Source organism: Streptomyces sp. NPDC093085 (assembly GCF_040683935.1).
Taxonomy (GTDB): domain Bacteria; phylum Actinomycetota; class Actinomycetes; order Streptomycetales; family Streptomycetaceae; genus Streptomyces.
In genome coordinates this window covers 40,954-66,119 of sequence record NZ_JBFBFB010000020.1, presented here as the reverse complement: position 1 = coordinate 66,119, position 25,166 = coordinate 40,954, and the positions used below count along the sequence as shown (strand labels likewise).

Below are 25,166 nucleotides of genomic sequence, written 5' to 3'. Positions count from 1 at the left end.
GGTGGCATACGGCTGACCGCCCCCGCCCCCGGCTGGGCCGTCGAGGCCGATGTCGTCGTGGTCGGCTCCGGCGTCGCCGGGCTCACCACCGCCCTGCGGTGCACCGCCGCCGGGCTCCGTACCGTCGTCGTCACCAAGGCCCGCCTCGACGACGGCTCGACCCGCTGGGCCCAGGGCGGGATAGCCGCCGCCCTCGGCGAGGGCGACACCCCCGAGCAGCATCTGGACGACACCCTCGTGGCGGGCGCCGGGCTCTGCGACGAGGCGGCCGTACGCGCCCTGGTCACCGACGGCCCGGCCGCCGTGCACCGCCTCATCGACACCGGCGCCCGGTTCGACGCCGCCGCCGGGGGCGCGCTCCACCTCACCCGCGAGGGCGGCCACCACCGCCGCCGTATCGTTCACGCGGGCGGCGACGCGACCGGCGCCGAGGTCTCCCGGGCCCTGGTCGAGGCGGTCCGCGAGGCCGCGCTCCGCACCGTCGAGAACGCCCTCGTCCTGGACCTCCTGACGGACGCCGAGGGCCGTACGGCGGGCGTCACCCTCCATGTCATGGGCGAGGGGCAGCACGACGGCGTCGGCGCCGTCCACGCCCCCGCCGTCGTCCTCGCCACCGGCGGCATGGGCCAGGTCTTCTCCGCGACGACCAACCCCCCGGTCTCCACCGGCGACGGCGTGGCGCTCGCGCTCCGCGCCGGGGCGGAGGTCTCCGACCTGGAGTTCGTGCAGTTCCACCCGACGGTGCTCTTCCTCGGCGCCGGCGCGGAGGGCCAGCAGCCGCTGGTCTCGGAGGCGGTACGGGGCGAGGGCGCCCACCTGGTCGACGCGGACGGCGTCCGCTTCATGCTCGACCAGCACGAACTGGCCGAGCTCGCCCCGCGCGACATCGTCGCCAAGGCGATCACGCGCCGGATGCTGGAGCAGGGCGCCGAGCACATGTACCTCGACGCGCGCCACTTCGGCACCGAGATGTGGGAGACCCGCTTCCCGACCATCCTCGCCGCCTGCCGCGCCCACGGCATCGACCCGCTGACCGAGCCGATCCCGGTCGCCCCCGCCGCCCACTACGCCTCCGGGGGCATCCGCACGGACCTGCGCGGCCGTACGACGGTCCCGGGCCTCTACGCGAGCGGCGAGGCGGCCTGCACGGGCGTCCACGGCGCCAACCGGCTGGCCTCCAACTCCCTCCTGGAGGGCCTGGTCTTCGCGGAGCGCATCGCCGCGGACATCACGGAGACCCTGCGGGGCGGAGCCGGCGGCGAGGCGGGCTCGTACGGTACGGCGGCACAGGGCGCCCCGGCCCCGTACGACAGCGCGCAGGGCGGCCCGGCCCCGTACGGCCGCGCACAGGGCGGCCCGGACGCCCGGGGGAGCGCGGGGCCGCTCCCGCCCCAGCTCCCCCCGCTCCCCCTGATCGCCCCGGAGGCGCGGGGCACCATCCAGCGGGTCATGTCCGAGGGCGCCGGAGTGCTCCGTTCCGCGGCGAGCCTGGAAGCCGCCGCCACGGCCCTGGAGGCCGTACGCGAGGAGGCCCAGGACCCCGGGACCAAGCCCGCCGTCCCCGGGGTCGACGCCTGGGAGACCACCAACCTCCTCTGCGTCGCGCGCGTCCTGGTCGCCACCGCGCTGGCCCGCGCGGAGACCCGGGGGTCGCACTGGCGCGAGGACCACCCCGAGCGCGACGACGCCGCGTTCCGCGCCCACCTGGTCGTCCGCCTCGGCCCCGGCCGTACGGTGCTGTCGCGCCGTACGGAGACCCCCGCGTTCCCGCCCGTGGACCGCCCGTTCGTCCCCGTACCCCTGTCCCCGCCCCCGTCCCCCCACCCCGCCGACGCCCCCAGGGAGCCGTAACCGTGAGCACGCCCGAAGAGACCCCGCGCCCCGAGCCCGTGGACGTTCCGCTCGTCCGCATCGGCGCCCCCGCCGAGGCCGCCGCGGGCGGCTGCGGCGACCACTGCGGCTGCGCCGACGAGGACGGCTACGATCCCGAGGCGCTGGAGTGCGGACTCGACCCCGCCCTCGCCGAGATCCTCGCCGCCGCCGGGCTCGACCCCGTCCTGGTCGAGGACATCGCCCATGTCGCGATCGAGGAGGACCTCGACGGCGGCGTGGACGTGACGACCCTCGCGACCGTCCCCGAAGACGCCGTGGCCACCGCCGACTTCACCGCGCGCGAGAGCGGCACCGTCGCCGGGCTCCAGGTCGCCGAGGCGGTGCTCTCGCTCGTCTGCACGGAGGAGTTCGAGGTCGAGCGGCATGTCCTGGACGGCGAGCGGGTCGAGGCCGGGCAGCGGCTGCTCAGCGTCACCACCCGCACCCGCGACCTGCTCACCGCCGAGCGCGGCGCGCTCAACCTGCTCGGCCGGCTCTCCGGCATCGCGACCGCGACCCGCGCCTGGGCGGACGCCCTCGAAGGCACCGGGGCGAAGGTCCGCGACACCCGCAAGACGACCCCGGGGCTGCGCGCCCTGGAGAAGTACGCCGTACGGTGCGGCGGCGGCGTCAACCACCGGATGTCCCTCTCCGACGCCGCGCTGGTGAAGGACAACCACGTCGTCGCCGCCGGGGGCGTGGCGGAGGCGTTCAAGGCCGTACGGGCCACGCTGGAGGAGCTGGGCACGCCCGACCTGCCGGTCGAGGTGGAGGTGGACACGGTGCACCAGGTGCGCGAGGTCCTGGACGCGGGCGCCGACCTGATCCTGCTCGACAACTTCACCCCGGAGGAGACCGCCGAGGCCGTCGCGCTCGTCGCGGGCCGCGCCGTGCTGGAGTCCTCCGGCCGGCTCACGCTCGCCGACGCCCGCGCCTACGCGGAGACCGGCGTCGACTACCTCGCGGTGGGCGCGCTGACGCACTCCTCCCCGGTCCTCGACATCGGCCTGGACCTGCGCGAGGCCGAGCGGCGCGAGGTCGGCGCCTGATGCTGCTCACCATCGACGTGGGCAACACCCACACCGTGCTCGGCCTCTTCGACGGCGAGGAGATCGTCGAGCACTGGCGCGTCTCCACGGACGCGCGCCGCACCGCCGACGAGCTCGCCGTCCTCCTCCAGGGCCTGATGGGGATGCACCCGCTGCTCGGCGACGAGCTGGGCGACGGGATCGAGGGCATCGCGATCTGCTCGACGGTCCCCTCCGTCCTCCACGAGCTGCGCGAGGTGACCCGCCGCTACTACGGCGACGTCCCCGCCGTCCTGGTGGAGCCGGGCATCAAGACCGGGGTGCCGATCCTCATGGACAACCCGAAGGAGGTCGGCGCGGACCGCATCATCAACGCGGTCGCCGCGGTCGAGCTCTACGGGGGCCCGGCGATCGTCGTCGACTTCGGTACGGCGACGACGTTCGACGCGGTGAGCGCGCGCGGCGAGTACGCGGGCGGGGTCATCGCCCCCGGTATCGAGATCTCCGTGGAGGCGCTGGGCGTCAAGGGCGCGCAGCTCCGCAAGATCGAACTGGCCCGGCCACGGAGCGTCATCGGCAAGAACACGGTCGAGGCGATGCAGGCGGGCATCCTGTACGGCTTCGCGGGCCAGGTCGACGGCGTGGTCACCCGGATGGCCCGCGAGCTGGCCGAGGACCCGGAGGACGTCACCGTCATCGCCACCGGCGGCCTGGCCCCGATGGTCCTGGGCGAGGCCGCCGTCATCGACGAGCACGAACCCTGGCTGACCCTGATCGGCCTCCGCCTCGTCTACGAACGGAACGTCGCCCGCATGTAGCCCGCCCGGGGCCGTCCCGGGGCCGGTGAGCCCGGCGGCCGGCGGGGTCCCGGGGTCCGCGAACCCCGGGGCCCGGCCCCGGCCGGGCACGCCCGGAGTATCGCATTAAGAGGATTTTGTCCCTTTTGGGCGTACTGTCGCCCCATGCCCACGCCCTACGGATCCCGCGGCGGCATGGCCTTCGGCGCCGACGAGCTCTCCCTGCTCCGGCGCGCCCTCGCCGCCGCCCTGCACCCCGCCCCGCTCCCGCGCGACGATGTCCAGGACTGTCTGCGGCTCGCCGAGTCCGTGGACGAGGCGATGCGCGAGGCGGGGCGGATGCGCGCGTTCCTCGTCGCCGATCTGGCGCGGTACCGGGCGGCGCTGCCCGGCTCCGTCGCCGGCTATCTCGATGTGCTGCGGGACGCCCTCGCCGCCGGTCACCTGCCCGGGGCCGACGATCTCGCCGCGCTCCGCGCCCTGCGCGGCAACCCCGCGGCGGCGGCGCTGCTCGGCCACTGCGGGCGGCTCGCGGAGGAGGCCGTACGGGAACGCCTCGCGGCCCCGCGCGCCGAGCACCGTACGGACACGCGGCCCGGGGTGTCCCGGGCCGTCCCCGCGCCCCAGGTGCCGCCCCCGCCCCGGGTCCGGCTCCTCGCGCTGCCGGGCGGGCGCGCGGCCGACGAGCCGCGCAAGCCGGCCCGGCCCGCCGAGCCCGCCCGGCCCCGTGAGCCCCGTAAGCCCGCGGAACCGGGCAAGCCCGCGCCCAAGCCGGCCCCCAGGCCCGCGCCCAAACCCTCCGAGGTCTTTCCGCCGCGCCGCAAGCCCGCGCCCCCGCCGGAACGGCTCGCCGTCGGATAGCTACGCTGGGCGGTATGGACTACTTCTCGGCGCTGCTGCCCCCCGTGGTCATGGCCACGTTCTTCACCCTCCTGGTCAGGACGATCGTCAAGAGCCAGGGCGGGCCCAACAAGGCCAAGGAGGACGCGGCGGTCGACGCGGCCCTGGCCCAGGCGGAGACCGCCCGCCAGGGCGCCGCGCCCGAGGCGCGCGGCGCCTGAGCCCCACGGTGGAGTGACCGGCCGACCGGGCGTGCGAGAGGGCAGGCGCCAGGACGTACGACTGGAATCCAGTCGTACGTCCTTTTTGTTACGTCAATAACCGGCCATTCGGGCATCTCGCACTATGGTGGCGGGGTGCCCCGTCAATTGGGAGAGCTGGAAGACGCCGTCATGACCCGCGTCTGGCAATGGAACCGCCCGGTCACCGTCCGGGAAGTCCTGGAAGACCTTCAGCGGGAACGGTCCATCGCCTACACCACCGTCATGACGGTAATGGACAATCTCCATCAGAAGGGCTGGGTGCGCCGGGAAGTGGACGGCCGCGCCTATCGATATACGGCGGTCTCCACCCGCGCCGCCTACGCCGCAGCGCTGATGAACGAAGCCTGGTCGCAGAGCGACCACCCGGCCGCCGCGCTGGTCGCCTTCTTCGGCATGATGTCGGCGGAGCAGCGGCAGTCCCTTGAGGACGCCGTCCGTATGGTCCGGGGGGACAACCCGGAAGGGGCCCGGGAGGACATCCCGGAAGCCGCCGAAACCCCCGGGGCGGCCGTAACCCCGGAAGGGCCGGCGCCGGAGGGTGCCGACCGGGGCGGCGGCCCGGGGCGATAGCGTCCGGTCATGCGCTCAGTGCCACCCGTTACCAATGCCGAAGCAAATGCCCTCACCGTCCGGCGGGCCAGGACCAGGGATGTGCCGGCCGTACGCCGCCTCGTCGACCCTTACGTGAGCGAAGGCATCCTGCTCGACAAAGCACCCGTGACGCTTTACGAGGACATCCAGGAGTTCTGGGTCGCGGAACGCGACGCGGACGCCGCCGTCATCGGCTGCGGCGCCTTGCACGTGATGTGGGAAGACCTCGCGGAAGTGCGCACACTCGCCGTTGATCCTGCGGTCAAGGGGCTCGGGGCGGGACATCTCCTGCTGGACAAGTTGCTGGAGACCGCCCGCTGGCTGGGAGTGCGCCGGGTATTCTGCCTCACCTTCGAAGTGGAGTTCTTCGCGAAGCGCGGCTTCGTGGAGATCGGTGAGACGCCGGTCGGCCGAGATGTCTACCGAGAGCTCCTGCGTTCCTATGACGAGGGTGTTGCCGAGTTCCTCGGTCTCGAACGGGTGAAGCCGAACACCTTGGGCAACAGCCGGATGCTTCTGCATCTGTGATCGTCCGACTCCGCAGCGCTCCATGTCCGAATCGCGTACGTTTCCCGTCCTGTTGCGTCTGTGAACCTCTCCCGGGGGTTTGTGTTTTCCCGGGAAAAGCGGTTTCCTTTCCGCGTACTGCATTTTCGATGAAAGGAAATCCGGTGGCACAGAAGGTTCAGGTCCTTCTTGTCGATGACCTCGACGGCGGCGAGGCGGACGAGACGGTGACGTTCGCGCTGGATGGCAAGACCTACGAGATCGACCTCACCACGGCCAATGCGGACAAGCTGCGAGGGCTGCTGGACCCGTACACCAAGGGCGGCCGGCGCACCGGTGGCCGTGGAGCGGGCAGCCGCGGCAAGGGGCGCCCGGCGACCGGCGGCAACAAGGACACCGCCGAAGTCCGCAAGTGGGCCAAGGAGAACGGCTACAGCGTCAACGACCGTGGCCGCGTTCCCGCCGAGATCCGTGAGGCTTACGAGAAGGCCAACGGCTGAGTATTCGGTCGGAACATATTTCCGCGCAGCAACCGGGCCCGGTGGCACTCCGTCGCCGCCGCGGCCACGAGCCGTACGAGACCGGGGGCACCCCCACCACTGCCCCCGCTGCCGTCGCCCCGCCCGTCCAGGGTGAGCGCCGGCAGACTCCGTTCCACCTCGCGTCCCGCTTCGGGGGGCCGCAGCCACACGGCGGTCCCCTGCGTGACCACAGGGGCAGCCTGACGGGTGGATTCGGGCACGGATACGGAGGCAGGTACGGGCACGGTTACGGCCGCCGGCGTGACAGCCGGTACGGGGGCGGCCATCCGCCCGCCCGCCCCGAGCGCCCGCAGCCCCAGGCCGATCCCGCCCCACTCCAGCCACTCCAGCAGCCCCGGCAGCTCCTCCGCGCTCCCGGCGGCCACCAGCAGCCGCAGCAGGCTCCCGCAGCCGCTCAGGGCCACCACGGGGCAGGCCGGCGGGCCGAGCCGCCGCAGCAGCGCCGTACCGGCGTCGTACGGCACCTCCAGCACGTCGAACCGGACCCCGGTGAGCAGCCAGACCGGCGCCCCGGAGGCCGGCCCGGCATCCGGGGCGGCGTCCGGCCCGGCATCCGCCCCGGGCCCCGGCCCGGCGGCGGTCGGCCAGCCGAGCCCGTCCTCGTACCACCGACGGCACCACGCCCCGTACGAGACCGGTGACGGGACGTGGGGGAACGGCGCGCGGGGGAGCGGCGCGCGGGGCGGCGGCACGGGCGGAGCCATACCCCGAGCAACTCCCGACCCCCGCCCGGAGTTACGCTGTGTGGATACTTCCCTGCTCTCGGTATCCGATAAGGGGGCGTGCGGGAGCTTTCGGGAGCGCAAGGGTGTTCGCCCGTAGCGGAGTCAACCGGGGCGCGCCGCATGGAGTGTCCGTGCTTGCGGGTAAGACATTCCTAGTGGGAAGGGGCGACACGCGGTTCAGGACGCCCCACGTTCGCCATCGGCGTAGTGATGCGAGGGGTATCCGCTTGGCCTGCGGGAACATCGTCTCGCACCATCAGGTTGAAGGTGTTGTCCGGCGTTCGGGGCTGGGAGCCTGGGACAGGTAGTCGGCAGTTGGAATGAGCGGTCCCCGCTTGCGGGACTAAGCTGCGGAAGGACAGGGAGGGGACCGACCCCTTTACTGCCTGACCGCTCTGAGGAGCGATTAACGATGTTCGAGAGGTTCACCGACCGCGCGCGGCGGGTTGTCGTCCTGGCTCAGGAAGAAGCCCGGATGCTCAACCACAACTACATCGGCACCGAGCACATCCTCCTGGGCCTGATCCACGAGGGTGAGGGTGTCGCCGCAAAGGCCCTGGAGAGCCTCGGCATTTCGCTTGAGGCGGTCCGCCAGCAGGTGGAGGAGATCATCGGCCAGGGCCAGCAGGCCCCGTCCGGGCACATCCCCTTCACTCCCCGTGCCAAGAAGGTCCTGGAGCTGTCGCTCCGGGAGGCCCTCCAGCTCGGCCACAACTACATCGGCACCGAGCACATCCTGCTCGGCCTGATCCGCGAGGGCGAGGGCGTCGCCGCCCAGGTCCTCGTGAAGCTGGGCGCCGATCTCAACCGGGTGCGGCAGCAGGTCATCCAGCTGCTCTCCGGCTACCAGGGCAAGGAGGCCGCCACCGCGGGCGGTCCTGCCGAGGGCACGCCCTCCACGTCCCTGGTCCTCGACCAGTTCGGCCGGAACCTCACCCAGGCGGCCCGCGAATCCAAGCTCGACCCGGTCATCGGGCGCGAGAAGGAGATCGAGCGGGTCATGCAGGTGCTGTCCCGCCGCACCAAGAACAACCCGGTCCTCATCGGCGAGCCCGGCGTCGGCAAGACGGCGGTCGTCGAGGGCCTGGCGCAGGCCATCGTCAAGGGCGAGGTGCCCGAGACCCTCAAGGACAAGCACCTCTACACCCTCGACCTCGGCGCGCTGGTCGCCGGCTCCCGCTACCGCGGTGACTTCGAGGAGCGCCTGAAGAAGGTCCTCAAGGAGATCCGCACCCGCGGCGACATCATCCTGTTCATCGACGAGCTGCACACGCTGGTCGGCGCGGGCGCCGCCGAAGGCGCCATCGACGCGGCGAGCATCCTCAAGCCGATGCTGGCCCGTGGCGAACTCCAGACCATCGGTGCCACGACGCTGGACGAGTACCGCAAGCACCTGGAGAAGGACGCGGCCCTGGAACGCCGCTTCCAGCCCATCCAGGTCGCGGAGCCGTCGCTGCCGCACACCATCGAGATCCTGAAGGGTCTGCGCGACCGTTACGAGGCCCACCACCGCGTCTCCATCACGGACTCCGCGCTGGTCGCCGCCGCGACGCTCGCCGACCGCTACATCTCGGACCGCTTCCTGCCGGACAAGGCGATCGACCTGATCGACGAGGCCGGTTCGCGGATGCGCATCCGCCGGATGACCGCGCCGCCGGACCTCCGCGAGTTCGACGAGAAGATCGCCGGAGTCCGCCGCGACAAGGAGTCGGCCATCGACTCCCAGGACTTCGAGAAGGCCGCCTCTCTCCGCGACAAGGAGAAGCAGCTCCTCGCCGCGAAGACCAAGCGGGAGAAGGAGTGGAAGGCCGGCGACATGGACGTCGTCGCCGAGGTGGACGAGGAGCTGATCGCCGAGGTCCTGGCGACCGCCACGGGCATCCCGGTCTTCAAGCTCACGGAAGAGGAGTCCTCCCGGCTGCTCCGCATGGAGGACGAGCTGCACAAGCGCGTCATCGGCCAGAAGGACGCCATCAAGGCCCTCTCGCAGGCGATCCGCCGTACGCGGGCCGGCCTGAAGGACCCGAAGCGCCCCGGCGGTTCGTTCATCTTCGCAGGACCGTCCGGTGTCGGTAAGACCGAGCTGTCCAAGACGCTCGCCGAATTCCTCTTCGGCGACGAGGACGCGCTGATCGCCCTCGACATGTCGGAGTTCAGCGAGAAGCACACGGTTTCCCGCCTCTTCGGTTCTCCCCCCGGATACGTCGGGTACGAAGAGGGCGGCCAGCTCACCGAGAAGGTCCGCAGGAAGCCGTTCTCCGTCGTTCTCTTCGACGAGGTCGAGAAGGCCCACCCCGATATCTTCAATTCCCTTCTCCAGATCCTGGAGGACGGTCGCCTGACCGACTCCCAGGGCCGGGTCGTGGACTTCAAGAACACGGTCATCATCATGACGACCAACCTCGGGACCCGGGACATCTCGAAGGGCTTCAACCTGGGCTTCGCGGCGCAGGGAGACACGAAGACGAACTACGACCGGATGAAGAACAAGGTCAACGAAGAGCTGAAGCAGCACTTCCGCCCCGAGTTCCTCAACCGCGTCGACGACACGGTCGTCTTCCACCAGCTCACCGAGGAAGACATCATCCAGATCGTGGATCTGATGGTCGCCAAGGTGGACGAGCGCCTGAAGGACCGCGACATGGGCCTGGAGCTGAGCCCCAGCGCCAAGTCGCTCCTGGCGAAGAAGGGCTACGACCCGGTCCTGGGCGCCCGGCCGCTGCGCCGGACGATCCAGCGCGAGATCGAGGACGTCCTCTCCGAGAAGATCCTCTTCGGCGAGCTGCGCCCCGGCCACATCGTGGTCGTGGACACGGAGGGCGAGGGCGACGCGAAGGCGTTCACCTTCCGAGGCGAGGAGAAGTCCCCGCTGCCGGACGTCCCGCCGATCGAGCAGGCCGCGGGCGGCGGGCCCAACCTGCGGAAGGAAGCGTGAGGGTGAGGCTGCGCGGCTGTCTGAGCAGTTGAGTCGGCTGAGTTGCTGAGCGCTTGAAGCTGAGCGTTTGAAGGGGCTGCCCCGGACCGGTTTACGGTTCCGGGGCAGCCCCTTTTGGTGGGGGTGGGGGCGTGGCCTACTGGTTTACGGTGAGGCGGTCGCCGAAGGGCTCGGTGCCGTGCAGGACGAGCCGACCGGTCCGACCGACGGAGACGGTGACCTGGAGGTCGGGGAGTGCGTGCAGGGGCGTGAGGTCCAGTTGCTGGGACCTTGGTACGCGGGTGGAGAGGTCCAGCTCCGTGAGGGCGGGGAAGGCTGTGGCGATATGTTCCAACCCGGCGTAGTCCGAGCGGACGGACACATCTAGTTTTCTGATCTGGGGCGCGGGGGTGATGGTGCGCTGACCGTGGACCAGCCAGGTGCACGAGTCGATACCTAGGCTGAGGGCGCGGAGCGCTGACCACTCATGGAGAGTGGAGAGATCGCCCTGCTCCTGACATTCCAGGGCAAGGAAGAGCACTCCGGGATGTGCGGGGGGCAGCTCGGGCACGGGTGGCGTGCCCCAGGCTTGCAGGCTCAGCATGGTGAGCTTCGGAATGTGTGCGATCGTCCTGAGGTGCGCCTGGGTGAGGCCGCCCAGGTGCAGGTCGAGCAGTTGGATGTCTGTCTTTTCGAGAGGGGACAGGCTGGTGATCCCCGGGCAGTCGAGAGCGGAAAACTCTGCCAGGTGCGGCAGCAGCTGGACGAAGGCCAGATCCTCCAGCGCCGAATTCCCCCAGAGGGACAGGCCGCTGACGTGTACGTCGGCCAGATTGCGTTCCAACTGGGCACCAGAGAAGTCGCCTTGGATTGTGAGGCCACCAAAAGGAGCGAGCTGTCTGAGCAGATGCAGTTGGCCGATGTCGGCCACCCTGACTTCGGCCTCCGTGAGCGGTATCTCGGTGAGTACGTCACGGGCGAACTCCTCCGTAGGGAAGCGTGACCACTTGAAGGCGAACACGTTCTGGGCCGTGGTGCCTCCGTGCTGTGCGTACCGTTTCGCCTGGCGGACGCCCTCGCGGCCGCCGATCCGGCAGATGATCTCGGCGACGTACCTGACTTCCCTGGCTCCAAGCGCGGAGGGCTCGGGAAGGAGGTCCAGCAAGTAGTCGGCCAGCGGTGCCAGCACTGCCTGGTCTGCCATGCGGTGCGGCGGCAGCAGGGTGCGGATCCTGGACGCCACCCGGTCGCTCACGGTCTCGTCGACCACCACGGTATTGAGGAGACACCGCGCCGCGAGGGCGTACAAGATCGCCTGTCGCTCCTCGTCCGAGGTGTTTTCCCCGTTCGTCAGCAACCCCTCGATCAGCCAGTGGACTTCGCGGGGACGGCAGTGGCCCACGGCGAGAAGGACGGTGTCCTGCCACTGTTCCTTATGGGCGTTGCCGAGCAACTCCTTGAGTGAGCCGTCCTCCACGAGGGCGCGGGCCGCCAGGTAGTCCTGGAAGGTGCGGTGGATGAACTGGATCTCGTCGTCGGCCCGTTCCTGGAGGAGGCCGCTGCGGTTGAGCAGATGGGTGAGTACCGATGCCGGCGACCCTTGTGCCCGTACCTGGGGCAGGCGGCGCATGGCCACCTCGATCTGCTGCTCCGCCTCCGCGCGGGAAAGCTGGGCCTGTCCGCCCCGTACCAGCCAGACCGCGAGGGACTGCAACAGCTCCTGGTGTTCCTCGAAGCCCATCGTGATGCCGTCCGGGTTGGCGATTCCGCGCCGGGCGTCCCGGCCGCCGAGCAGCATCGCGAGCGTGGCGCGGTACAGCTCCCAGCGGGTGTCGGGGAGGAGGCCGCCCCGGCGGCGGTGCAGGGCGCAGATCACGGCACAGAGCAGCGGGGTCCGGGCGAGCGTGCGCAGAGCGCGGTTCCGGCTGAACTGCTCCTGTAGTTCGGCCTCCAGCGTGGTGAGTTCGGCGCGCTCCGACTCGGCGCGCGCCTTGTCCCCGTACGTGTCGCATTCGAGGCGGGCGGCCCGGTGCCAGGCCCTGACGAACTCCTGGATGTCCTTGTTGCGCATCGGAAGGAGGCGCAGCTCATGGAAGTCCTCCGAGCGCAGCCACTCCTCCTCGACGGCGAGCGGGCGCACGGTGACCAGGCAGCGGGTAGCAGGGTAGTGGGCCAGCAGTTCGTTCAGCCAGACCTGAGTGTTCTCGCGCTCCTCGGAGGGCACCTCGTCCACCCCGTCGACCAGGAGGAAGCCCCGGCCGGACTCCAGAACCCGGCGGGCTCAGCCCGGTGGCGGGTCGTCGATCAGGACCTGTGCCATGACGGGCAGTTGGGCCGGACCTGGCAGCCCCGTGCCCCGGGAGTGCACCGTACGCAGCGGGACGACGAAGGGCACCAGGCCGTTCAGGTCGGCCAGTTCGGGGCCGAGGGTGCCGCAGGCCGCGTGGGCGGCGAGCCACCAGACCAGGGTGGTCTTGCCTGCCCCCGCTTCTCCGCGCAGGAGGGTGCGGCGGCGGCCCGTGAGCAGAGTGTCGATTCGGCTCGGCTGGACCTGCACGTGACGGTACGGCCCGGACCCTGCCACGTCCGGCGATCGTTCCGGCCGGCCCGCCTCCAGGCTCAGGTACGCCGTGTCCAGGTCCCAGGTCGCCTCGTTCGTGCCCAGTTCGTCGATGCCGAAGATCCGGGTCTTGCGATACCGGGCCTTGACGGCTCTCGCGTACTCCTGGCGGAAGCGCTCGTCCTGGGGGTGGACCTCCGTCACCAACTCCGCCTTGGACGCTATCTGGAGCGGCATGCCCGCCTTCATGATCAGGGTCATCGGCACGCCCTCCACCCTGAGGTGGCCCCGGCCCTGGGGGACCTGGGCGGCGATGCCCAGCAGGACCGGGCCCGCGAAGACCGGGGCGCCGGAGAGGCCCTGGAGGGGGGTGGATCCGTCGGCGCGGTCGGTTGCCGCAGGGTGGTCCAGTTCGCAGACCAGGGCGGTACGCAGCCGTCCCGCCACGGGGAGGACCGTCGCGCGGTACTGGTCCAGCTCCAGGGCGCCATCGGGCCCGTACCGCTGGATGTCGGGGAAGCCGATGATCTCGCAGTGCGACAGGGGGACATCCCTGTCCGCAAAGCCGATGCGGATGCGGCCCAGTGGGGTGGCCACGTCTGGGGGAATGAGGTCCTGGTCCGTGACGAGGAGCGCAGCGTCCAGGGTGTGGTCCTGCCACTTGAGTTCGGCCGTTACGGTCCCCGCCCTGCCGGGATGCGCGACTGCCGGGGCTTCCATGTCTCCGATCACATGCGCGCAGGTCAACACCATGCGCGGGGCGAGCAGGACGCCCGACCCCTGCTGCGTACCGAAGACCGCGACGACGCGGGTGGCGCTCACCGCTCCCCGCCGGAGCCCGCAGCGCCGCCGAAGCCCGTCGTCCCGCCGAAGCCCGCCGTGGAGCCGTGGTTCTCGTTGCCGACCTTCCAGGGTGCCCCGGTGCGGGCGTTCTGGGGCTTCAGGGTGAAGGCGACCTTGTGCGTACGGCCGGAGGTGACGGCGGCGTCCGTACCTGCCTCCACCACCCACGCCTTCACCTTCGCGCCGCCCTTCAGCTCCTTGCGCAGCTCCAGCGTGAACTCCATCTGGATGTCGCCGACCTCGAAGGCCACCTCGGTGTCCGTGGCGCGGGTCGCGGCCTCCAGGAGCTGGTCGCGTACGGACTGGATCGCGTCGGCCAGTTCTATGCCGTCGAAGTCGTGGTCGGCGTGGTCGGTCATGTGCGGTGTCCCCCTGAGTGAAACGGCGTATAGCGGAACTCCAGAGCCTAGGCGGCAGGCCAGGGCTTTGGTCCTGAAACGGACACTTCGCGACCCCGCCCCCGTGACAAGGCGCACAGGCGTTTTCGGCGCTACTAACCGGAATAGCACCCGGGTGCTCGCCCCGCTGGGACCCCGGGCCCCGGGGTGCCATGGACCGGGTTCGCGTCAAGAGGGCGACGGTCCCGTGCGCGGCTACGACGAGATGTCGTAGATGGGGTGTTTTGGGATGCGGGCGGGTCCGGGTTACCAAAGTGGGGTCCGCCCGGCGCTCGTGTGCCGGGTCCGTTCGTACCCGGAGGTTCCGCACCGTTATGTCGCAGCGCACCCTGTCCCGTCTGACCCGCCCTTCCGCCCTTCGTACCCGTGCCGGCGTCCTGGCTGCCGGTCTCGGAGTGTCGTCGGTGCTCGGGGTCGGGGCCGCGTTCGCCGCGACCGGTGGTGACCATGCCGCCCCGGCTGCCGGCCCCTCCGTCTCGGCGGCCGTGGCCTCGGCCGACGCCGTGCACCAGCAGGCCGTCTCGCTGAAGAGCGACGCCGACTCGCGCGCCAAGCTCGCCGCGTCCTGGTCCGTCCCGGTCAAGAAGTACACGCTGAGCGCGACCTTCGGCCGTGGCGGTTCGATGTGGTCGCACAAGCACTCCGGCCAGGACTTCGCCGTGCCGGTCGGTACGACCGTCCGCGCCGCCCACACCGGTACCGTCGTCAAGGCCGGGCCGAACGGCGCCGGTGACGGCCCCGCGTACGGCAACGCGATAGTCATCAAGCACAAGAACGGCACCTACTCGCAGTACGCGCACCTGTCGCGGATCGATGTCCGCGTCGGCCAGGCCGTCACGACCGGGCAGAAGATCGCCCTGTCCGGGAACACCGGTAACTCCAGCGGCCCGCACCTGCACTTCGAGATCCGTACGACGCCCAACTACGGTTCGGCCGTCAACCCGGTCGACTTCCTGCGCTCTGTCGGCGTCCGGGTGTGACCGGCTGACCGGCTGACGGTCCGGGTGTGACCCCGCTCATGCCTGCGGCGCGCTCTCGTGGTGCGCCTTGGTGATCAGTTCGGTGGAGACCTCCAGGATGGCCTTGCGCTTCTCCTCGGGGTCTCCTTCGATGTCCCGGAACGCGAACATCCCGGTGTGCATGGTGAAGAGCGCGCTCACGCACCGCACCTGGTCCACCAGGGAGGCGTCGGGCTCCTTGAAGAGGGCGAGCAGGCGGATCACGCGGTCCTTGAAGTTCCCGCCCACGCTCAGTTCGCGTACGGCCGCCTGGTTCTCCTGGATGAAGCGGAAGAGCGGGGCGGCGTCGCGGAGGGCCGCGCTGTAGCGGCGCAGGATCTCCTTCTTGTTCTCCAGGGTCCGCGGCTGCTCGTAGGCCCAGTCGATCAGTTCGTCGACCGGGCGGGTCAGGTCCTCGACGAGGCTGATGAGGATGTCTTCCTTGGTCTTGAAGTGGTAGTAGAGCGCGGCCTTGGTGACGTCCAGGTGCTCGGCGATCTCGCGCAGGGAGGTTTTCTCGTACCCCTGCTCCACGAACAGCTCCAGCGCGACGTCCTGGATCCGCTGGCGGGTGTTCCCGCGCCGAGGGTGCTGTGTGGTGCCGCCCATGGGTGCTCTCCCGAAATTAACTTACTTGACGCCCGGCAAGTAGAAGGTCTACCTTACCGTAGTCTAGTCAGCTAGCCGGTTGGCAAGTAAGTAGCCGGGTTGTAAGGCGCTCAGGGAGCGGTGGGGAAAAGATGACTTCGAGCGGGAACCAGAAGAAAGCGGCCGCGGACGCGGTCCCAGCGGAGCCGGCGGCGGACGGAGCGGGGGGAGCTGCCGGCGGGTCCATAGCCGGCGCGCCGGGCTCCAGTGCCTCCGGTGGCTCCGGTGCCGTCGCCGTGGAGGGTGCGGACGGCGGGAAGCAGCAGCGCAGTGTGCGGGTCGTCCTCATGGCGCTGATGATCGCCATGCTGCTCGCCATGCTGGACAACATGATCATCGGTACGGCGATGCCGACCATCGTCGGTGAGCTGGGCGGCCTCGCGCACCTCTCCTGGGTGGTCACCGCGTACACCCTCGCCACCGCCGCCTCCACCCCGATCTGGGGCAAGCTCGGCGACCTCTACGGCCGCAAGGGTGTCTTCCTCACCTCCATCGTCGTCTTCCTGATCGGCTCCGCGCTCAGCGGTATGGCCCAGGACATGGGGCAGCTCATCGGCTTCCGGGCCGTGCAGGGGCTCGGCGCCGGTGGTCTGATGGTCGGGGTCATGGCGATCATCGGGGATCTCATCCCGCCGCGTGAGCGCGGCAAGTACCAGGGCATGATGGCCGGGGTCATGGCCCTCGCCATGATCGGCGGGCCGCTGGTCGGCGGCACCATCACCGACCACCTCGGCTGGCGCTGGAGCTTCTACATCAACCTCCCGCTGGGTGCCGTCGCCCTCGCGATGATCACCGCCGTACTCCACCTGCCGGCCAAGGAGCGCTCCGACGCGAAGATCGACTACCTCGGGGCCGCGCTGCTGACCGTGGGCATCACCGCGATCGTGCTGGTCACCACCTGGGGCGGTACGGAGTACGCCTGGGACTCCGCCATGATCCTCACGCTGATCTTCGGCGGGGTCGCCGCGCTGGTCGGGTTCGTCGCCGTCCAGACCAAGGCCGCCGAGCCGATCATGCCGCTGCACATCTTCCGCAGCCGCAACTTCTCGGCCATGTCCGTGATCGGCTTCCTGACCGGCTTCGTGATGTTCGGCGCCGTCCTCTTCCTCCCGCTCTACCAGCAGGCGGTCCAGGGCGCGTCCGCGACCAACTCCGGTCTGCTGCTCCTGCCGATGCTGCTCTCGATGATGGTCGTCTCGCTGGTCGTGGGCCGGATCACCACCAGCACCGGCAAGTACAAGATCTTCCCGATCCTGGGCTCCATCCTGATGGTCGCCGGGCTCTTCCTCCTCGCGCAGATGGACACCGGGACCACCCGGTTCACCTCCGGCCTCTACATGGCGGTGCTCGGCGCGGGGATGGGTTTCCTGATGCAGATCACCATGCTCGTCGCGCAGAACAGCGTCGAGATGAAGGACATGGGCGTCGGCTCCTCCACCACCACCCTCTTCCGTACGCTCGGCGGCTCCTTCGGTGCCGCGATCATGGGCGCGCTCTTCACCAACAAGGTGCAGGACGAGATGGCGGCCCGGGCGGGCTCCGGCGGCGCCGGAGCGACCCAGCAGTCCGCGCAGCTCGACGCGGCGAGCCTGGCGAAGCTGCCGGAGGCGGTGCGCGAGGCGTACCAGCAGGCGGTCTCCGCCGGTACGCACTCGGCGTTCATCCTGGGCTCGGCCATCGCGGTGATCGCGCTCGTGGCGGCGTTCTTCGTCCGCGAGGTCCCGCTGCGGGGCGGCCCGGCCGCCGGGGACGCCGACGCCGGGAAGGCTCCGGCGGCGGTGGACACCGACAAGGTGCCCCAGTCCGCCTGACCGGCTTCCCCGGACTCTCCCGTCTCTCCCCACCGCTCGGGGATCAGGGACCCAACTCCCCATGACGGCGGCCCCCGGCGCATCGCGCGCCGGGGGCCGCTGCCGTATCAGGGACTCTCAGTCCTGCAACTGCTCCAGCATCGGGAAGCTCCCCGTGTTCGTCGGCGCGTGCTCGGGGAGCCACAGGACCGCGATCGCGCCGCCCGCGCCGCCCGCGCCCTCCACGCCGCCGCCCTGGACGGGCTCGGCCCCCTCCGGGGTCGCGTTGCGGAACGTGAGGCGCGCGCCCAGGACGCGGGCCTGGCCCGCCGCGATGGTCAGGCCCAGGCCGTGGCCGTACCCCGCGCGGTCCGTGGCGCCGGTACGGAACCGGCTGGGGCCCTCGCGGAGCAGCGCCTCGGGGAACCCGGGGCCGTGGTCCCGTACCCGTACGACCCGGCCCTCCACCGTCACCTCGACCGGGGTGCCGCCGTGCTTGGCGGCGTTGGCCAGCAGATTGCCCAGGATCCGCTCCAGCCGCCTGGGGTCCGTGTTGACCCACGACTCGTGGACGACCTGGACCTCGATGGCGGGGTTGAGCGTGGCCACCCGGCGCGAGACGAACTCGCCCAGGGCTATCTCCTGGAGCTCGGCCCGCTCCGACGCGCTGTCCAGCCGCGCCACCTCCAGCACGTCCTCGACCAGCGTGCGCATGGCCTGAGCCCGGTCCCGTACCAGCTCGGTGGGGCGGCCCGGCGGCAGCAGCTCGGCCGCCGTGAGCAGCCCCGTCACGGGGGTGCGCAGCTCGTGGGCGATGTCGGCGGTGACCCGGCGCTCGGCCTCGATCCGCTCGTTCAGCGCGTCCGTCAGCGCGTCCACCGCGCGGGCCAGCTCGTCCGTCTCGTCCCGTACGCGACCGCCCACGGCGTCCCCGACCCGTTCGTCGGTGTTGCCCTGCGCGACCCGGACCGCCGCCGCCGCTGCCTTGCTGAGCCGCCGCGAGAGCTGGCCGCCGATCAGCACGCCGAGGGCGCAGCCGCCGAAGACCACCGAGACCGAGCCGATGATCAGGGAGCGGTCCAGGTCCTTCATGATGGTGGTGGAGCGGTCGGCGAACTGGTTGTGGAGCGAGAGCACGCTCCCGTTGTTCAGGGGGACGGCCGCCCAGACATCGGGCGCCCCGTCCGACCCTTCCTCCACATAGGTCGCGCGCCGCCCCTCCTTCATCTTCTGCTGGAGCGAGTGCGGCAGCCGGGGGTCGTCGACCCGGGTGCCGAACTTCGGCTCCTTCGTGCTGTCGTACATCCGCTGCGCGAAGAGCAGCCGCTCCAACTGCACCTCACGGGCGTTGTCGAGCATCGAGACCCGGGCCGAGTTGTGCACGACCAGGCTGAGCGCCACCGCGACGAGGGCGCTGACCGCCGCGATCGCGATGCTGATCTTCCACCGGACACCGGTCCGGATGACGAGGCCCTTCATGATGACGAGGCCCCTCATGCCTTGAGCTTGTAGCCGAAGCCGCGGACCGTGTCGATCCTGTCCTGGCCGATCTTGGCGCGCAGCCGCTGCACATGGACGTCCACGACCCGGGTGTCCCCGCCCCAGCCGTAGTCCCAGACCCGTTCCAGCAGCTTGTCACGGGAGAGTACGGTGCCGGGCGCGGCCGAGAACTCCAGCAGGAGGCGCATCTCGGTCGGGGTCAGCGCCACCCGCTGCCCTCCGCGCCGTACCTCCATGCCCTCCGTGTCGACCTCCAGGTCGCCGAAGGAGAGCAGGCCCTGCCCGGCGCCGTCGTCCGGGCCGCCCTGCTCGCCCGCCGGGCGGTTGGCGTGGCCGAAGCGGCGCAGCACGGCGCGGATCCGGGCGACGAGCACCGCGCCGTCGAAGGGCTTGGTGACGTAGTCGTCGGCGCCCGCCTCCAAGCCGAGCACCACGTCGATGGAGTCGGCGCGCGCCGACAGCATGATCACGGGCACGGTGGACTCGTCCCGGATCCGCCGGCAGAGGCTGACCCCGTCCAGGCCGGGCACCATCACATCGAGCAGCGCGATGTCCGGGCGGTTCGCGCGGAACGCCTCCAGGCCGGAGAGTCCGTCGGGCATGGCGGTGACCACGAAGCCGTCGCGCTCCAGCGCGAGTTGGGTGGCTTCGCGGATGACGTCGTCGTCCTCGACGAACAGGACATGGGTCTCTGCCATCCTGCGGCTCTCAGTCCTCGGTGGTCTCGGTGGTTCTCGCGGTGTTCGCGGGGGCGGTGGTGCCGACGGTGCCGGCGGTCTTTTTGGTGCCGGTGGTCTCTCTGGTGCTGGTGAGGCCAGTGGTTCCGGAGTGGGGGACGAGCTGGGCGGACGCGATGGTTCCGGCTGAGGCCGCCGACTCCGCCGGCCTGGTGGCGGGCGACGCGGCGCCCTGCGGGGCCGGGCTACGGAGCGAGGTGGGGCCCTCCGGTTCGGGCCGGGGCTCCGTCGGCACCTTGGTCGGCATCTCGGTGGCCGCGCTCTTCGGCTCGCCGTCGCCGCTCCCGGCCGACCGGCTGTAGTCGTTGCGCACCCGGTACCGCTCGGTGAACTTGCCGTTGTCCCAGCGGTACGTGACGACATCCTCGCCCGAGGGGTACGTCACCGGGTCGCCCTTGGCGTACACCTGCTGGGTGACGACCAGCTCGCCCCGGTCGATCGTGGAGTACACGGCGGGTTCCTCCGCCGCGAAGACGTTCTCGTACGCGTGGTTCCGCTCCCGGTACACGAACGTGCCGATACCGACGGCGTCGCCGCACGTCATCACATTGATGACGACATCGGGCGAGCTGCCGCCGGTGACATTCCCGTACGACGTGTCCACCGGGTACGCGTCCTCGGAGCACGGCTTCAGGTCGGCCTTGATCCGGGCGCTGACCTTGGGGTCGTCCTTGAGCAGGGCCACCGAGTCCACCGTGTGGGAGGGGGTGACCACCGAGGAGGCCCGGGGCGTCGGTCCCGCCCGCTCGACCGGGGAGGTCACGGCCGCGCCCTCGTCCCTCGTCCCCGTACCGCCCGTCGCGCAGCCGGCCGCGAGCATGCCGAAAGCGGCGAGCCCGGCCAGTACCGTGCCACCCGCCGCGAGTGAGCCGTGCGCCGTCACCGGCGAGCCCAACGAACCCGGAGCCCCCAATGACCCCGGCGTACCCGGCGAACCCGACGAGCCATGCCCTGACGCTCCCTGCCCGGACGGCCTTTCCCGTCCTGACGCTCCTTGGCCGGACGGCCTTTCCCGTCCCGGCGCTTCCTGGCCGGACGGCCGCTCCCGTTCCGGCGCTCCTTGGCCGGACGGCCGCTCCCGTCCTGACGCTTCCCGGCCGGACGGCCCTTCCCGTTCCGGCGCTCCTTGGCCGGACAGTCGCTCCCGTTCCGGCGCTACCTGCCCGGACGGCCGCTCCCGTTCCGGTGCTGCCCGCCCCGCGGGGCCGTTCCCCGCGGAGCCCTGCCCCGGCGGCGCGTCCGCGCGCCCCGCCGGTCTCGCTCCGTCGCCTCCGTCCCCGTCCGGGTCGTCGTCTCCCGGCCGGCCCGGTTCTCTCAGGCCGCGCACCTCTCCTGCCCCCGTTCCTGGTGGCCGCCCCGGCCACCCCGTGCGTCATGGCGGACCACCACGGCCTGCCGCGCCGCCGACGCCTGGCGAGCCGCCGCGGCCTGCCGCGCCGCCACCGCCGCCGGAGCGACCGGGGCGACCGGCGTCACCGGAGCCACCGGCACCGGACGGCGCGCCGCCGACGCCTGCCGCGCCGCCACGGCGGCCCGCGCGGCCACCGCCGTCCGCGACACCTGCCGCGCCGCCTGCCGCGACGTCGCCTGCGGCCGGGACGCGGACGGCGCCTCCGCCCGTACCGGCGCCTCCGCCCGTACCGGCGCCTCCGCCCGTACCGGCGTCTGCGGCCGCGACGCCGACGGCGCCTCCGCCCGTACCCGTACCCGTGCCTGCGGCTGTGCCTGCGGCTGCGTGCGAGCCTGGGCCCGGTCGCGCATCTCGTTCACGACCCCCCGGTCCAGACCCTCGGCCGCGCGGTTCTCCAACTCCTCGCGGAGCCTGGCCAGTGCGCGGTGCAGCGTGCTCTTCACGGTACCCGCCGACATCCCGAGCGCCGCCGCGGTCTCCTCCGTGCTCATCTGCTCCCAGTGTCGCAGCACCACGACGCTGCGCTGCTTGGGAGCGAGCACCCCGAGGATGTCCATCAGCAGCGCCCGGTCCGCCCGCTGCTCGCTGCCGTCCTCGACGCTCGCGTCCGGGAGCTGCTCGGTGGGGACCTCCTCCAGCTTCCTCGCCCGCCACCACTCGGTACGGGTGTTGATCATGACGCGGCGCAGATAGGCGTCGGCCAGCGACTTGTCGGCGATGCCGTCCCAGCGGCCGTACGTACGGGCCAGCGCGGTCTGGAGGAGATCCTGCGCGTCGACGGGATCGGGGACCAGCCGCCGGGCGCTCCGCAGAAGAGCGTCCTGCCGGGTCCGTACGTACTCCTCGAAACCGAGTACCTCGCCCTGCGCCATGCCAACCGCCTCCGACCCCGTGACCATCTCCATGCCGCGTTCCCGGCGGCATCTCCCTGACAGCAATGAACCTACGGAGCGGTTGTCACGGGGCTGTGCGGGACAGCCGTCGGCGGACGCACGGCTGTCCATCGGTTGTGTAACGGCGCCCGGTCAGGCCCCTGTTCGGCCCCGTGACAGCGGAACCGGCCCGGAACCGCCCCGGGACCGGCCGGGGATCAGCCGGGGGATCAGCCCGGGACCGGCCGGGAGGATCAGCCGGGGATCAGCCCTGCGGGAGCCGGTACCTGCCGTGGTCCAGGGGCTCGACCAGGCCGTCGGCGACCAGCCCGTCCAGCGCCCGGGCCCGCTGCACCGGCTCGTCCCACACCGCGTCCAGCGCCGCCTGCGGTACGGAGCCGGACGCCTCGCGCAGCACGGCGAGGAGCTTGCCGCGCACCTGGCGGTCGGTGCCCGCGTACGTCTGGCCCTTCCGCGCCGGACCCGCGTGGGCCGGCTTCCCGGCGAGCCGCCAGGCGCACCGGGCGGCGATCGGGCACCGTACGCACTCCTCGTTCTTCGCGGTGCAGATCAGCGCGCCCAGCTCCATGGAGGAGGCCGCCCAGTCGGCGGCCGTGGGCGCGTCCTCGGGGAGCAGGGCGCGGGCGAGTTTCCGCTCGGCGGCGGTGGTGGCGTTCGGCGGGTACTGGACGCCGTTGACGGCGCGGGCCAGGACGCGGCGCACGTTCGTGTCGAGCACGGCGTGCCGCTGCCCGTACGCGAACGACGCCACCGCTGCGGCCGTGTACTCGCCGATCCCGGGCAGCGAGAGCAGGTGCGCGTGTTCGCGGGGTACGTCGCCGCCGTGCCGCTCCGTTATCGCCTGCGCGGCCCCGTGCAGCCGCAGCGCGCGGCGCGGATAGCCGAGCCGGCCCCAGGCGCGGACCGCCTCACCGGGCGGCTCGGCGGCCAGGTCGGCGGGGCGCGGCCAGCGGGCGAGCCACTGCTCGTACACCGGCAGGACCCGGCTCACCGGGGTCTGCTGGAGCATGAACTCGCTGACCATCACCCCCCAGGCACCGGCCTCGGGGCGGCGCCAGGGGAGATCGCGGGCGTGGGTCTCGAACCAGGCGATGACGGGGGTGTGGAGCCCGGAGGGGAGTCCGGAGGGAAGTCCGGAGGGGAGCCCTGAGGGCAGTCCGTCCGGGGCCGGGGAGGCCTGGGGGAACGGGGGATGCGAGGGGTCCGGGGACGGCGGGGGAGTGGGCTGGGGGGCGGCGGGAGCGGCGGTGGGGGTGCCAGAGGTGGCAGAGGTAGCAGTCATGGCAGCTCCGATCCTGACATGTGCGGGGGCGCGGACGCCGCAGCGGACGGGCGTACGCCGGAGTACGCCGGTCAGCACCACGCGCCCGGGTCAGTCGCCGTCGCCGGATATCCGCGCCCCATGGAGCCGCGCCCGTGCGTCCGCGCCCCCGTACGTCCGTACCCGTACCTCCGCGCCCCCGTACGCCGGTACGTGCCCTCAGCTCCGCCCGGCGCTGTGCCGCCCGCGCGACCCGGCCGGCCTGCCGCGGCCCGTGCCGGCCCCGGCCCCGGCACCGGCACCGTCGCCCGCCGGGTCGCCCGCGCCGTCGCCCGGACCCGCCAGCCAGCGCGCCGCTCCCGACCCGGAGCCGCGCATCGACTCGACCAGCCGCTGTACGGGACGGGTCGCCACCAGCACGAAGAGCGTGGCCGCGACCGTGCCCAGCACCAGGCCCACCGCCACGTCATGCGGGTAGTGGACCCCGACGAAGACCCGCGAGAACCCCATCAGCAGCGCCATCGGCACCGTCAGCCAGGCGAGGCCCCGGCGCGCCAGCACCAGGGTGACGGCGGCGGCAGCGGCGATGGTCGAGTGGTTGCTGGGGAAGGACCAGTCCCCGACGGGCGGGCAGGGGACGAGGGAGACGGCGTCCGTGACCGTACGGCAGGGACGGTTCTCCTGGATCACCGACTTGGCGGCCTCGCTGCACACATAGGCGACGGCCGTCCCGACCGGCGCGAGCACCGCGACCGCCACCGCCCGCGAGCCGCCCGGCCGCGCCTGCCACCAGACGACGAGGAAGAGGACCCCGAACAGGAGCAGTCCGGCCTCCGTCCATATCTCCGCCAGGAACTGGAACCACGAAGGGGTCGTATGCGCGAAGTCGAGGACGTCGCTGTAAAGGCCTCTGGTTAGGCTGCTGTTCATAGGGAGAACGTACCGATGACACCCCAAGTTCCCTCAATCGCCACCTGAACCCGCGTCAGCGGGGCCGGCGGCGGTGCCGGGCGGTCCGGAACCGGGGGTCCAGGATGATCATCCGTAAAACTTGGCCGTATCGACGGCATGGGGGGCGGGAGTTGGTCCGGATCTCTCGTAAGGTTTGAGCCGTGGGATCTTTGCGCAATCCGGTCGGGCCGCTTCCCTCCACCATCTACTGGCGACGGAGGGCAGTAGCGGCGACGCTGGTCGCGCTGCTCGCCTTGCTCGTCGTATGGGCCGTCACCTCGGGCGGAGACGTGGTGAAGAAGGCGGACGGCAAGGGCGACGGCGCCACGCCCGCGCCGACCATCACCCCGGGCCCCTCCGGCTCCGGGCCCGCCATCAGCGCGCAGCCCGGCGGGCGCGACGAGTCCGGCGGCTCCGACGGGGGCGGGGACGGCGGCGGTACGGACGCGGGCGGCGACGGCGGCAAGAACGGCGACACCTCCGGCGCGGACACGGAGGGCGCCGGCTCCGGTTCCGGCGGCGGCGCGGGCGGCGACGAGGCCTCGGGCGGTGCCGACAACGGCGGGGCGGGCGGCGCCGGTGGCGCGGGCTCCACCACCTCCGGCCGGCAGGTCCCCGCCGGCTCCGCCCTGCCGACCTGCGCCCCGGGCTCCCTGACGCTGGGCCTCGCCACCACGAAGGTCGCTTACGGCCCCGGTGAGAAGCCCGTGTTCCGGCTCTTCGCGAAGAACACCTCGGACACCACCTGCAAGGCGGACTTCGGCCCGAAGGCGATGGTGCTCACCGTCACCGACTCCGACGACGAGCCGGTCTGGTCCTCGGAGGACTGCCCCCAGGCGGGCAGCGCGGTCTTCCAGGTGCCCGCGCACTCCACGGTCACCCGCACCGTCGAGTGGGACCGCAAGCGCAGCAAGTCCCAGTGCGCCACCCCGCCGTCGGAGGCGGTCGGTCCGGGCACCTACCTGGTCGAGGCGGCGGCGCCGGGCGCGACGGTGAAGCAGGCACGGCAGTCGATCCGACTGGAGAAGGACTGACGGGCCGGCCGTCCGACGAAGGGCCGAGCGCCCTCCGGCGGGTGAACCGCCGAAGGCCCTCCG

22 protein-coding genes and 1 pseudogene are annotated in these 25,166 nt (G+C 71.7%); 12 read left to right on the top strand and 11 right to left on the bottom strand.

The window, feature by feature from the left end:
• The first annotated feature begins 6 nt into the window (after positions 1 to 6).
• The 8 genes from AB0O07_RS34230 (at position 7) to AB0O07_RS34195 (ending at position 6,398) form a co-directional block, all read left to right on the top strand.
• Entirely contained in the window at positions 7 to 1,851 is a 1,845-nt protein-coding gene (locus AB0O07_RS34230; protein WP_365641037.1) for an L-aspartate oxidase, read from the top strand.
• Positions 1,852 to 1,853: 2 nt separating this feature from the next.
• The gene (nadC, locus tag AB0O07_RS34225) at positions 1,854 to 2,921 is read left to right on the top strand and encodes a carboxylating nicotinate-nucleotide diphosphorylase (protein ID WP_365640911.1); all 1,068 of its coding nucleotides are present in this window, start codon (positions 1,854 to 1,856) and stop codon (positions 2,919 to 2,921) included.
• Complete coding sequence (locus tag AB0O07_RS34220; RefSeq protein ID WP_365640908.1) at positions 2,921 to 3,718, top strand: type III pantothenate kinase; 798 nt, start codon at positions 2,921 to 2,923, stop codon at positions 3,716 to 3,718. Before nadC ends, AB0O07_RS34220 begins: the two co-directional genes overlap by 1 nt.
• Positions 3,719 to 3,892: 174 nt before the next feature.
• A complete protein-coding gene (locus AB0O07_RS34215) occupies positions 3,893 to 4,558 on the top strand; it encodes a hypothetical protein (RefSeq protein WP_365641035.1) in 666 nt (221 codons plus the stop codon).
• Positions 4,559 to 4,572: 14 nt separating this feature from the next.
• Positions 4,573 to 4,758 carry a hypothetical protein gene (locus AB0O07_RS34210; RefSeq protein ID WP_365640905.1) on the top strand — a complete coding sequence of 62 codons (186 nt, stop codon included), beginning with the start codon at positions 4,573 to 4,575 and terminating at the stop codon, positions 4,756 to 4,758.
• A gap of 135 nt (positions 4,759 to 4,893) precedes the next feature.
• Entirely contained in the window at positions 4,894 to 5,370 is a 477-nt protein-coding gene (locus tag AB0O07_RS34205; protein ID WP_365640902.1) for a BlaI/MecI/CopY family transcriptional regulator, read from the top strand.
• 9 nt (positions 5,371 to 5,379) lie between these two features.
• Positions 5,380 to 5,919, top strand: coding sequence for an amino-acid N-acetyltransferase (locus tag AB0O07_RS34200; RefSeq protein WP_365640899.1), 540 nt, complete (start codon positions 5,380 to 5,382; stop codon positions 5,917 to 5,919).
• 143 nt (positions 5,920 to 6,062) lie between these two features.
• Positions 6,063 to 6,398 (top strand): Lsr2 family protein, encoded by a 336-nt coding sequence (locus AB0O07_RS34195; protein WP_365640897.1) that lies wholly within the window; start codon positions 6,063 to 6,065, stop codon positions 6,396 to 6,398.
• Here the strand turns inward: AB0O07_RS34195 and AB0O07_RS34190 are convergent.
• Positions 6,377 to 7,144 carry an SCO3374 family protein gene (locus tag AB0O07_RS34190; protein ID WP_365640894.1) on the bottom strand — a complete coding sequence of 256 codons (768 nt, stop codon included), beginning with the start codon at positions 7,142 to 7,144 and terminating at the stop codon, positions 6,377 to 6,379. The two genes, AB0O07_RS34195 and AB0O07_RS34190, sit on opposite strands and share 22 nt — an antisense overlap.
• Before the next feature lie 433 nt (positions 7,145 to 7,577).
• Between AB0O07_RS34190 and AB0O07_RS34185 the strand changes: the two genes are divergently transcribed.
• Positions 7,578 to 10,100, top strand: a complete 2,523-nt coding sequence (locus AB0O07_RS34185) for an ATP-dependent Clp protease ATP-binding subunit (RefSeq protein WP_365640892.1) — start codon at positions 7,578 to 7,580, stop codon at positions 10,098 to 10,100.
• Positions 10,101 to 10,236: 136 nt separating this feature from the next.
• Here the strand turns inward: AB0O07_RS34185 and AB0O07_RS34180 are convergent, their stop codons facing one another.
• Genes AB0O07_RS34180 through AB0O07_RS34170 form a run of 3 tightly spaced genes read right to left on the bottom strand, consistent with a single transcriptional unit; the run spans position 10,237 to position 13,841 of the window.
• On the bottom strand, positions 10,237 to 12,348 hold the full coding sequence (locus AB0O07_RS34180) for an NACHT domain-containing protein (RefSeq protein ID WP_365641033.1): 2,112 nt from the start codon (positions 12,346 to 12,348) through the stop codon (positions 10,237 to 10,239).
• Between the two features lie 12 nt (positions 12,349 to 12,360).
• Entirely contained in the window at positions 12,361 to 13,461 is a 1,101-nt protein-coding gene (locus tag AB0O07_RS34175) for a trypsin-like peptidase domain-containing protein (RefSeq protein WP_365640890.1), read from the bottom strand.
• Positions 13,458 to 13,841, bottom strand: a complete 384-nt coding sequence (locus AB0O07_RS34170; protein WP_365640887.1) for a trypco2 family protein — start codon at positions 13,839 to 13,841, stop codon at positions 13,458 to 13,460. The genes AB0O07_RS34175 and AB0O07_RS34170 overlap by 4 nt, the downstream gene beginning before the upstream one ends.
• Positions 13,842 to 14,194: 353 nt before the next feature.
• Between AB0O07_RS34170 and AB0O07_RS34165 the strand changes: the two genes are divergently transcribed.
• Positions 14,195 to 14,860 (top strand): M23 family metallopeptidase, encoded by a 666-nt coding sequence (locus AB0O07_RS34165; protein ID WP_365640884.1) that lies wholly within the window; start codon positions 14,195 to 14,197, stop codon positions 14,858 to 14,860.
• 36 nt (positions 14,861 to 14,896) lie between these two features.
• Here the strand turns inward: AB0O07_RS34165 and AB0O07_RS34160 are convergent, their stop codons facing one another.
• Positions 14,897 to 15,487 (bottom strand): helix-turn-helix domain-containing protein, encoded by a 591-nt coding sequence (locus AB0O07_RS34160; RefSeq protein WP_365640882.1) that lies wholly within the window; start codon positions 15,485 to 15,487, stop codon positions 14,897 to 14,899.
• A gap of 131 nt (positions 15,488 to 15,618) precedes the next feature.
• Between AB0O07_RS34160 and AB0O07_RS34155 the strand changes: the two genes are divergently transcribed.
• Positions 15,619 to 17,337 (top strand): MDR family MFS transporter, encoded by a 1,719-nt coding sequence (locus AB0O07_RS34155; protein WP_365640880.1) that lies wholly within the window; start codon positions 15,619 to 15,621, stop codon positions 17,335 to 17,337.
• Between the two features lie 117 nt (positions 17,338 to 17,454).
• On the opposite strand, the gene cseC is transcribed toward AB0O07_RS34155, so the two are convergent.
• The 6 genes and pseudogenes from cseC to AB0O07_RS34125 all read right to left on the bottom strand — a co-directional run bounded on the left by cseC (position 17,455) and on the right by AB0O07_RS34125 (position 24,048).
• Positions 17,455 to 18,795, bottom strand: coding sequence for a two-component system sensor histidine kinase CseC (gene cseC, locus AB0O07_RS34150; RefSeq protein ID WP_365641031.1), 1,341 nt, complete (start codon positions 18,793 to 18,795; stop codon positions 17,455 to 17,457).
• Positions 18,796 to 18,809: 14 nt separating this feature from the next.
• Positions 18,810 to 19,514, bottom strand: coding sequence for a two-component system response regulator CseB (gene cseB, locus AB0O07_RS34145; protein WP_365640877.1), 705 nt, complete (start codon positions 19,512 to 19,514; stop codon positions 18,810 to 18,812).
• A 10-nt stretch (positions 19,515 to 19,524) separates the two neighbouring features.
• Positions 19,525 to 20,466 carry a hypothetical protein gene (locus AB0O07_RS34140; RefSeq protein ID WP_365640874.1) on the bottom strand — a complete coding sequence of 314 codons (942 nt, stop codon included), beginning with the start codon at positions 20,464 to 20,466 and terminating at the stop codon, positions 19,525 to 19,527.
• An 884-nt stretch (positions 20,467 to 21,350) separates the two neighbouring features.
• A pseudogene (locus AB0O07_RS34135) lies at positions 21,351 to 21,836 on the bottom strand (SigE family RNA polymerase sigma factor); the annotation flags it as partial.
• Positions 21,837 to 22,101: 265 nt separating this feature from the next.
• Positions 22,102 to 23,139 carry an A/G-specific adenine glycosylase gene (locus AB0O07_RS34130; protein ID WP_365640871.1) on the bottom strand — a complete coding sequence of 346 codons (1,038 nt, stop codon included), beginning with the start codon at positions 23,137 to 23,139 and terminating at the stop codon, positions 22,102 to 22,104.
• A 198-nt stretch (positions 23,140 to 23,337) separates the two neighbouring features.
• Positions 23,338 to 24,048 carry a phosphatase PAP2 family protein gene (locus tag AB0O07_RS34125; RefSeq protein WP_365640869.1) on the bottom strand — a complete coding sequence of 237 codons (711 nt, stop codon included), beginning with the start codon at positions 24,046 to 24,048 and terminating at the stop codon, positions 23,338 to 23,340.
• Positions 24,049 to 24,230: 182 nt separating this feature from the next.
• Here AB0O07_RS34125 and AB0O07_RS34120 point away from each other — a divergent pair, with 182 nt between their 5' ends.
• Positions 24,231 to 25,103, top strand: a complete 873-nt coding sequence (locus AB0O07_RS34120; RefSeq protein ID WP_365640867.1) for a hypothetical protein — start codon at positions 24,231 to 24,233, stop codon at positions 25,101 to 25,103.
• The last annotated feature ends 63 nt before the right edge of the window (positions 25,104 to 25,166 follow it).

What these genes read in the sequence shown, in the direction of transcription:
- AB0O07_RS34220 (WP_365640908.1), top strand. Translation starts at nt 2,921, where the DNA reads ATGCTGCTCACCATCGACGTGGGCAACACCCACACCGTGCTCGGCCTC.
- AB0O07_RS34215 (WP_365641035.1), top strand. Translation starts at nt 3,893, where the DNA reads ATGGCCTTCGGCGCCGACGAGCTCTCCCTGCTCCGGCGCGCCCTCGCC.
- AB0O07_RS34210 (WP_365640905.1), top strand. Translation starts at nt 4,573, where the DNA reads ATGGACTACTTCTCGGCGCTGCTGCCCCCCGTGGTCATGGCCACGTTC.
- AB0O07_RS34200 (WP_365640899.1), top strand. Translation starts at nt 5,380, where the DNA reads ATGCGCTCAGTGCCACCCGTTACCAATGCCGAAGCAAATGCCCTCACC.
- AB0O07_RS34190 (WP_365640894.1), bottom strand. Translation starts at nt 7,144, where the DNA reads ATGGCTCCGCCCGTGCCGCCGCCCCGCGCGCCGCTCCCCCGCGCGCCG.
- AB0O07_RS34185 (WP_365640892.1), top strand. Translation starts at nt 7,578, where the DNA reads ATGTTCGAGAGGTTCACCGACCGCGCGCGGCGGGTTGTCGTCCTGGCT.
- AB0O07_RS34170 (WP_365640887.1), bottom strand. Translation starts at nt 13,841, where the DNA reads ATGACCGACCACGCCGACCACGACTTCGACGGCATAGAACTGGCCGAC.
- AB0O07_RS34165 (WP_365640884.1), top strand. Translation starts at nt 14,195, where the DNA reads ATGTCGCAGCGCACCCTGTCCCGTCTGACCCGCCCTTCCGCCCTTCGT.
- AB0O07_RS34160 (WP_365640882.1), bottom strand. Translation starts at nt 15,487, where the DNA reads ATGGGCGGCACCACACAGCACCCTCGGCGCGGGAACACCCGCCAGCGG.
- AB0O07_RS34155 (WP_365640880.1), top strand. Translation starts at nt 15,619, where the DNA reads ATGACTTCGAGCGGGAACCAGAAGAAAGCGGCCGCGGACGCGGTCCCA.
- cseC (WP_365641031.1), bottom strand. Translation starts at nt 18,795, where the DNA reads ATGAAGGGCCTCGTCATCCGGACCGGTGTCCGGTGGAAGATCAGCATC.
- cseB (WP_365640877.1), bottom strand. Translation starts at nt 19,514, where the DNA reads ATGGCAGAGACCCATGTCCTGTTCGTCGAGGACGACGACGTCATCCGC.
- AB0O07_RS34130 (WP_365640871.1), bottom strand. Translation starts at nt 23,139, where the DNA reads ATGACTGCTACCTCTGCCACCTCTGGCACCCCCACCGCCGCTCCCGCC.
- AB0O07_RS34125 (WP_365640869.1), bottom strand. Translation starts at nt 24,048, where the DNA reads ATGAACAGCAGCCTAACCAGAGGCCTTTACAGCGACGTCCTCGACTTC.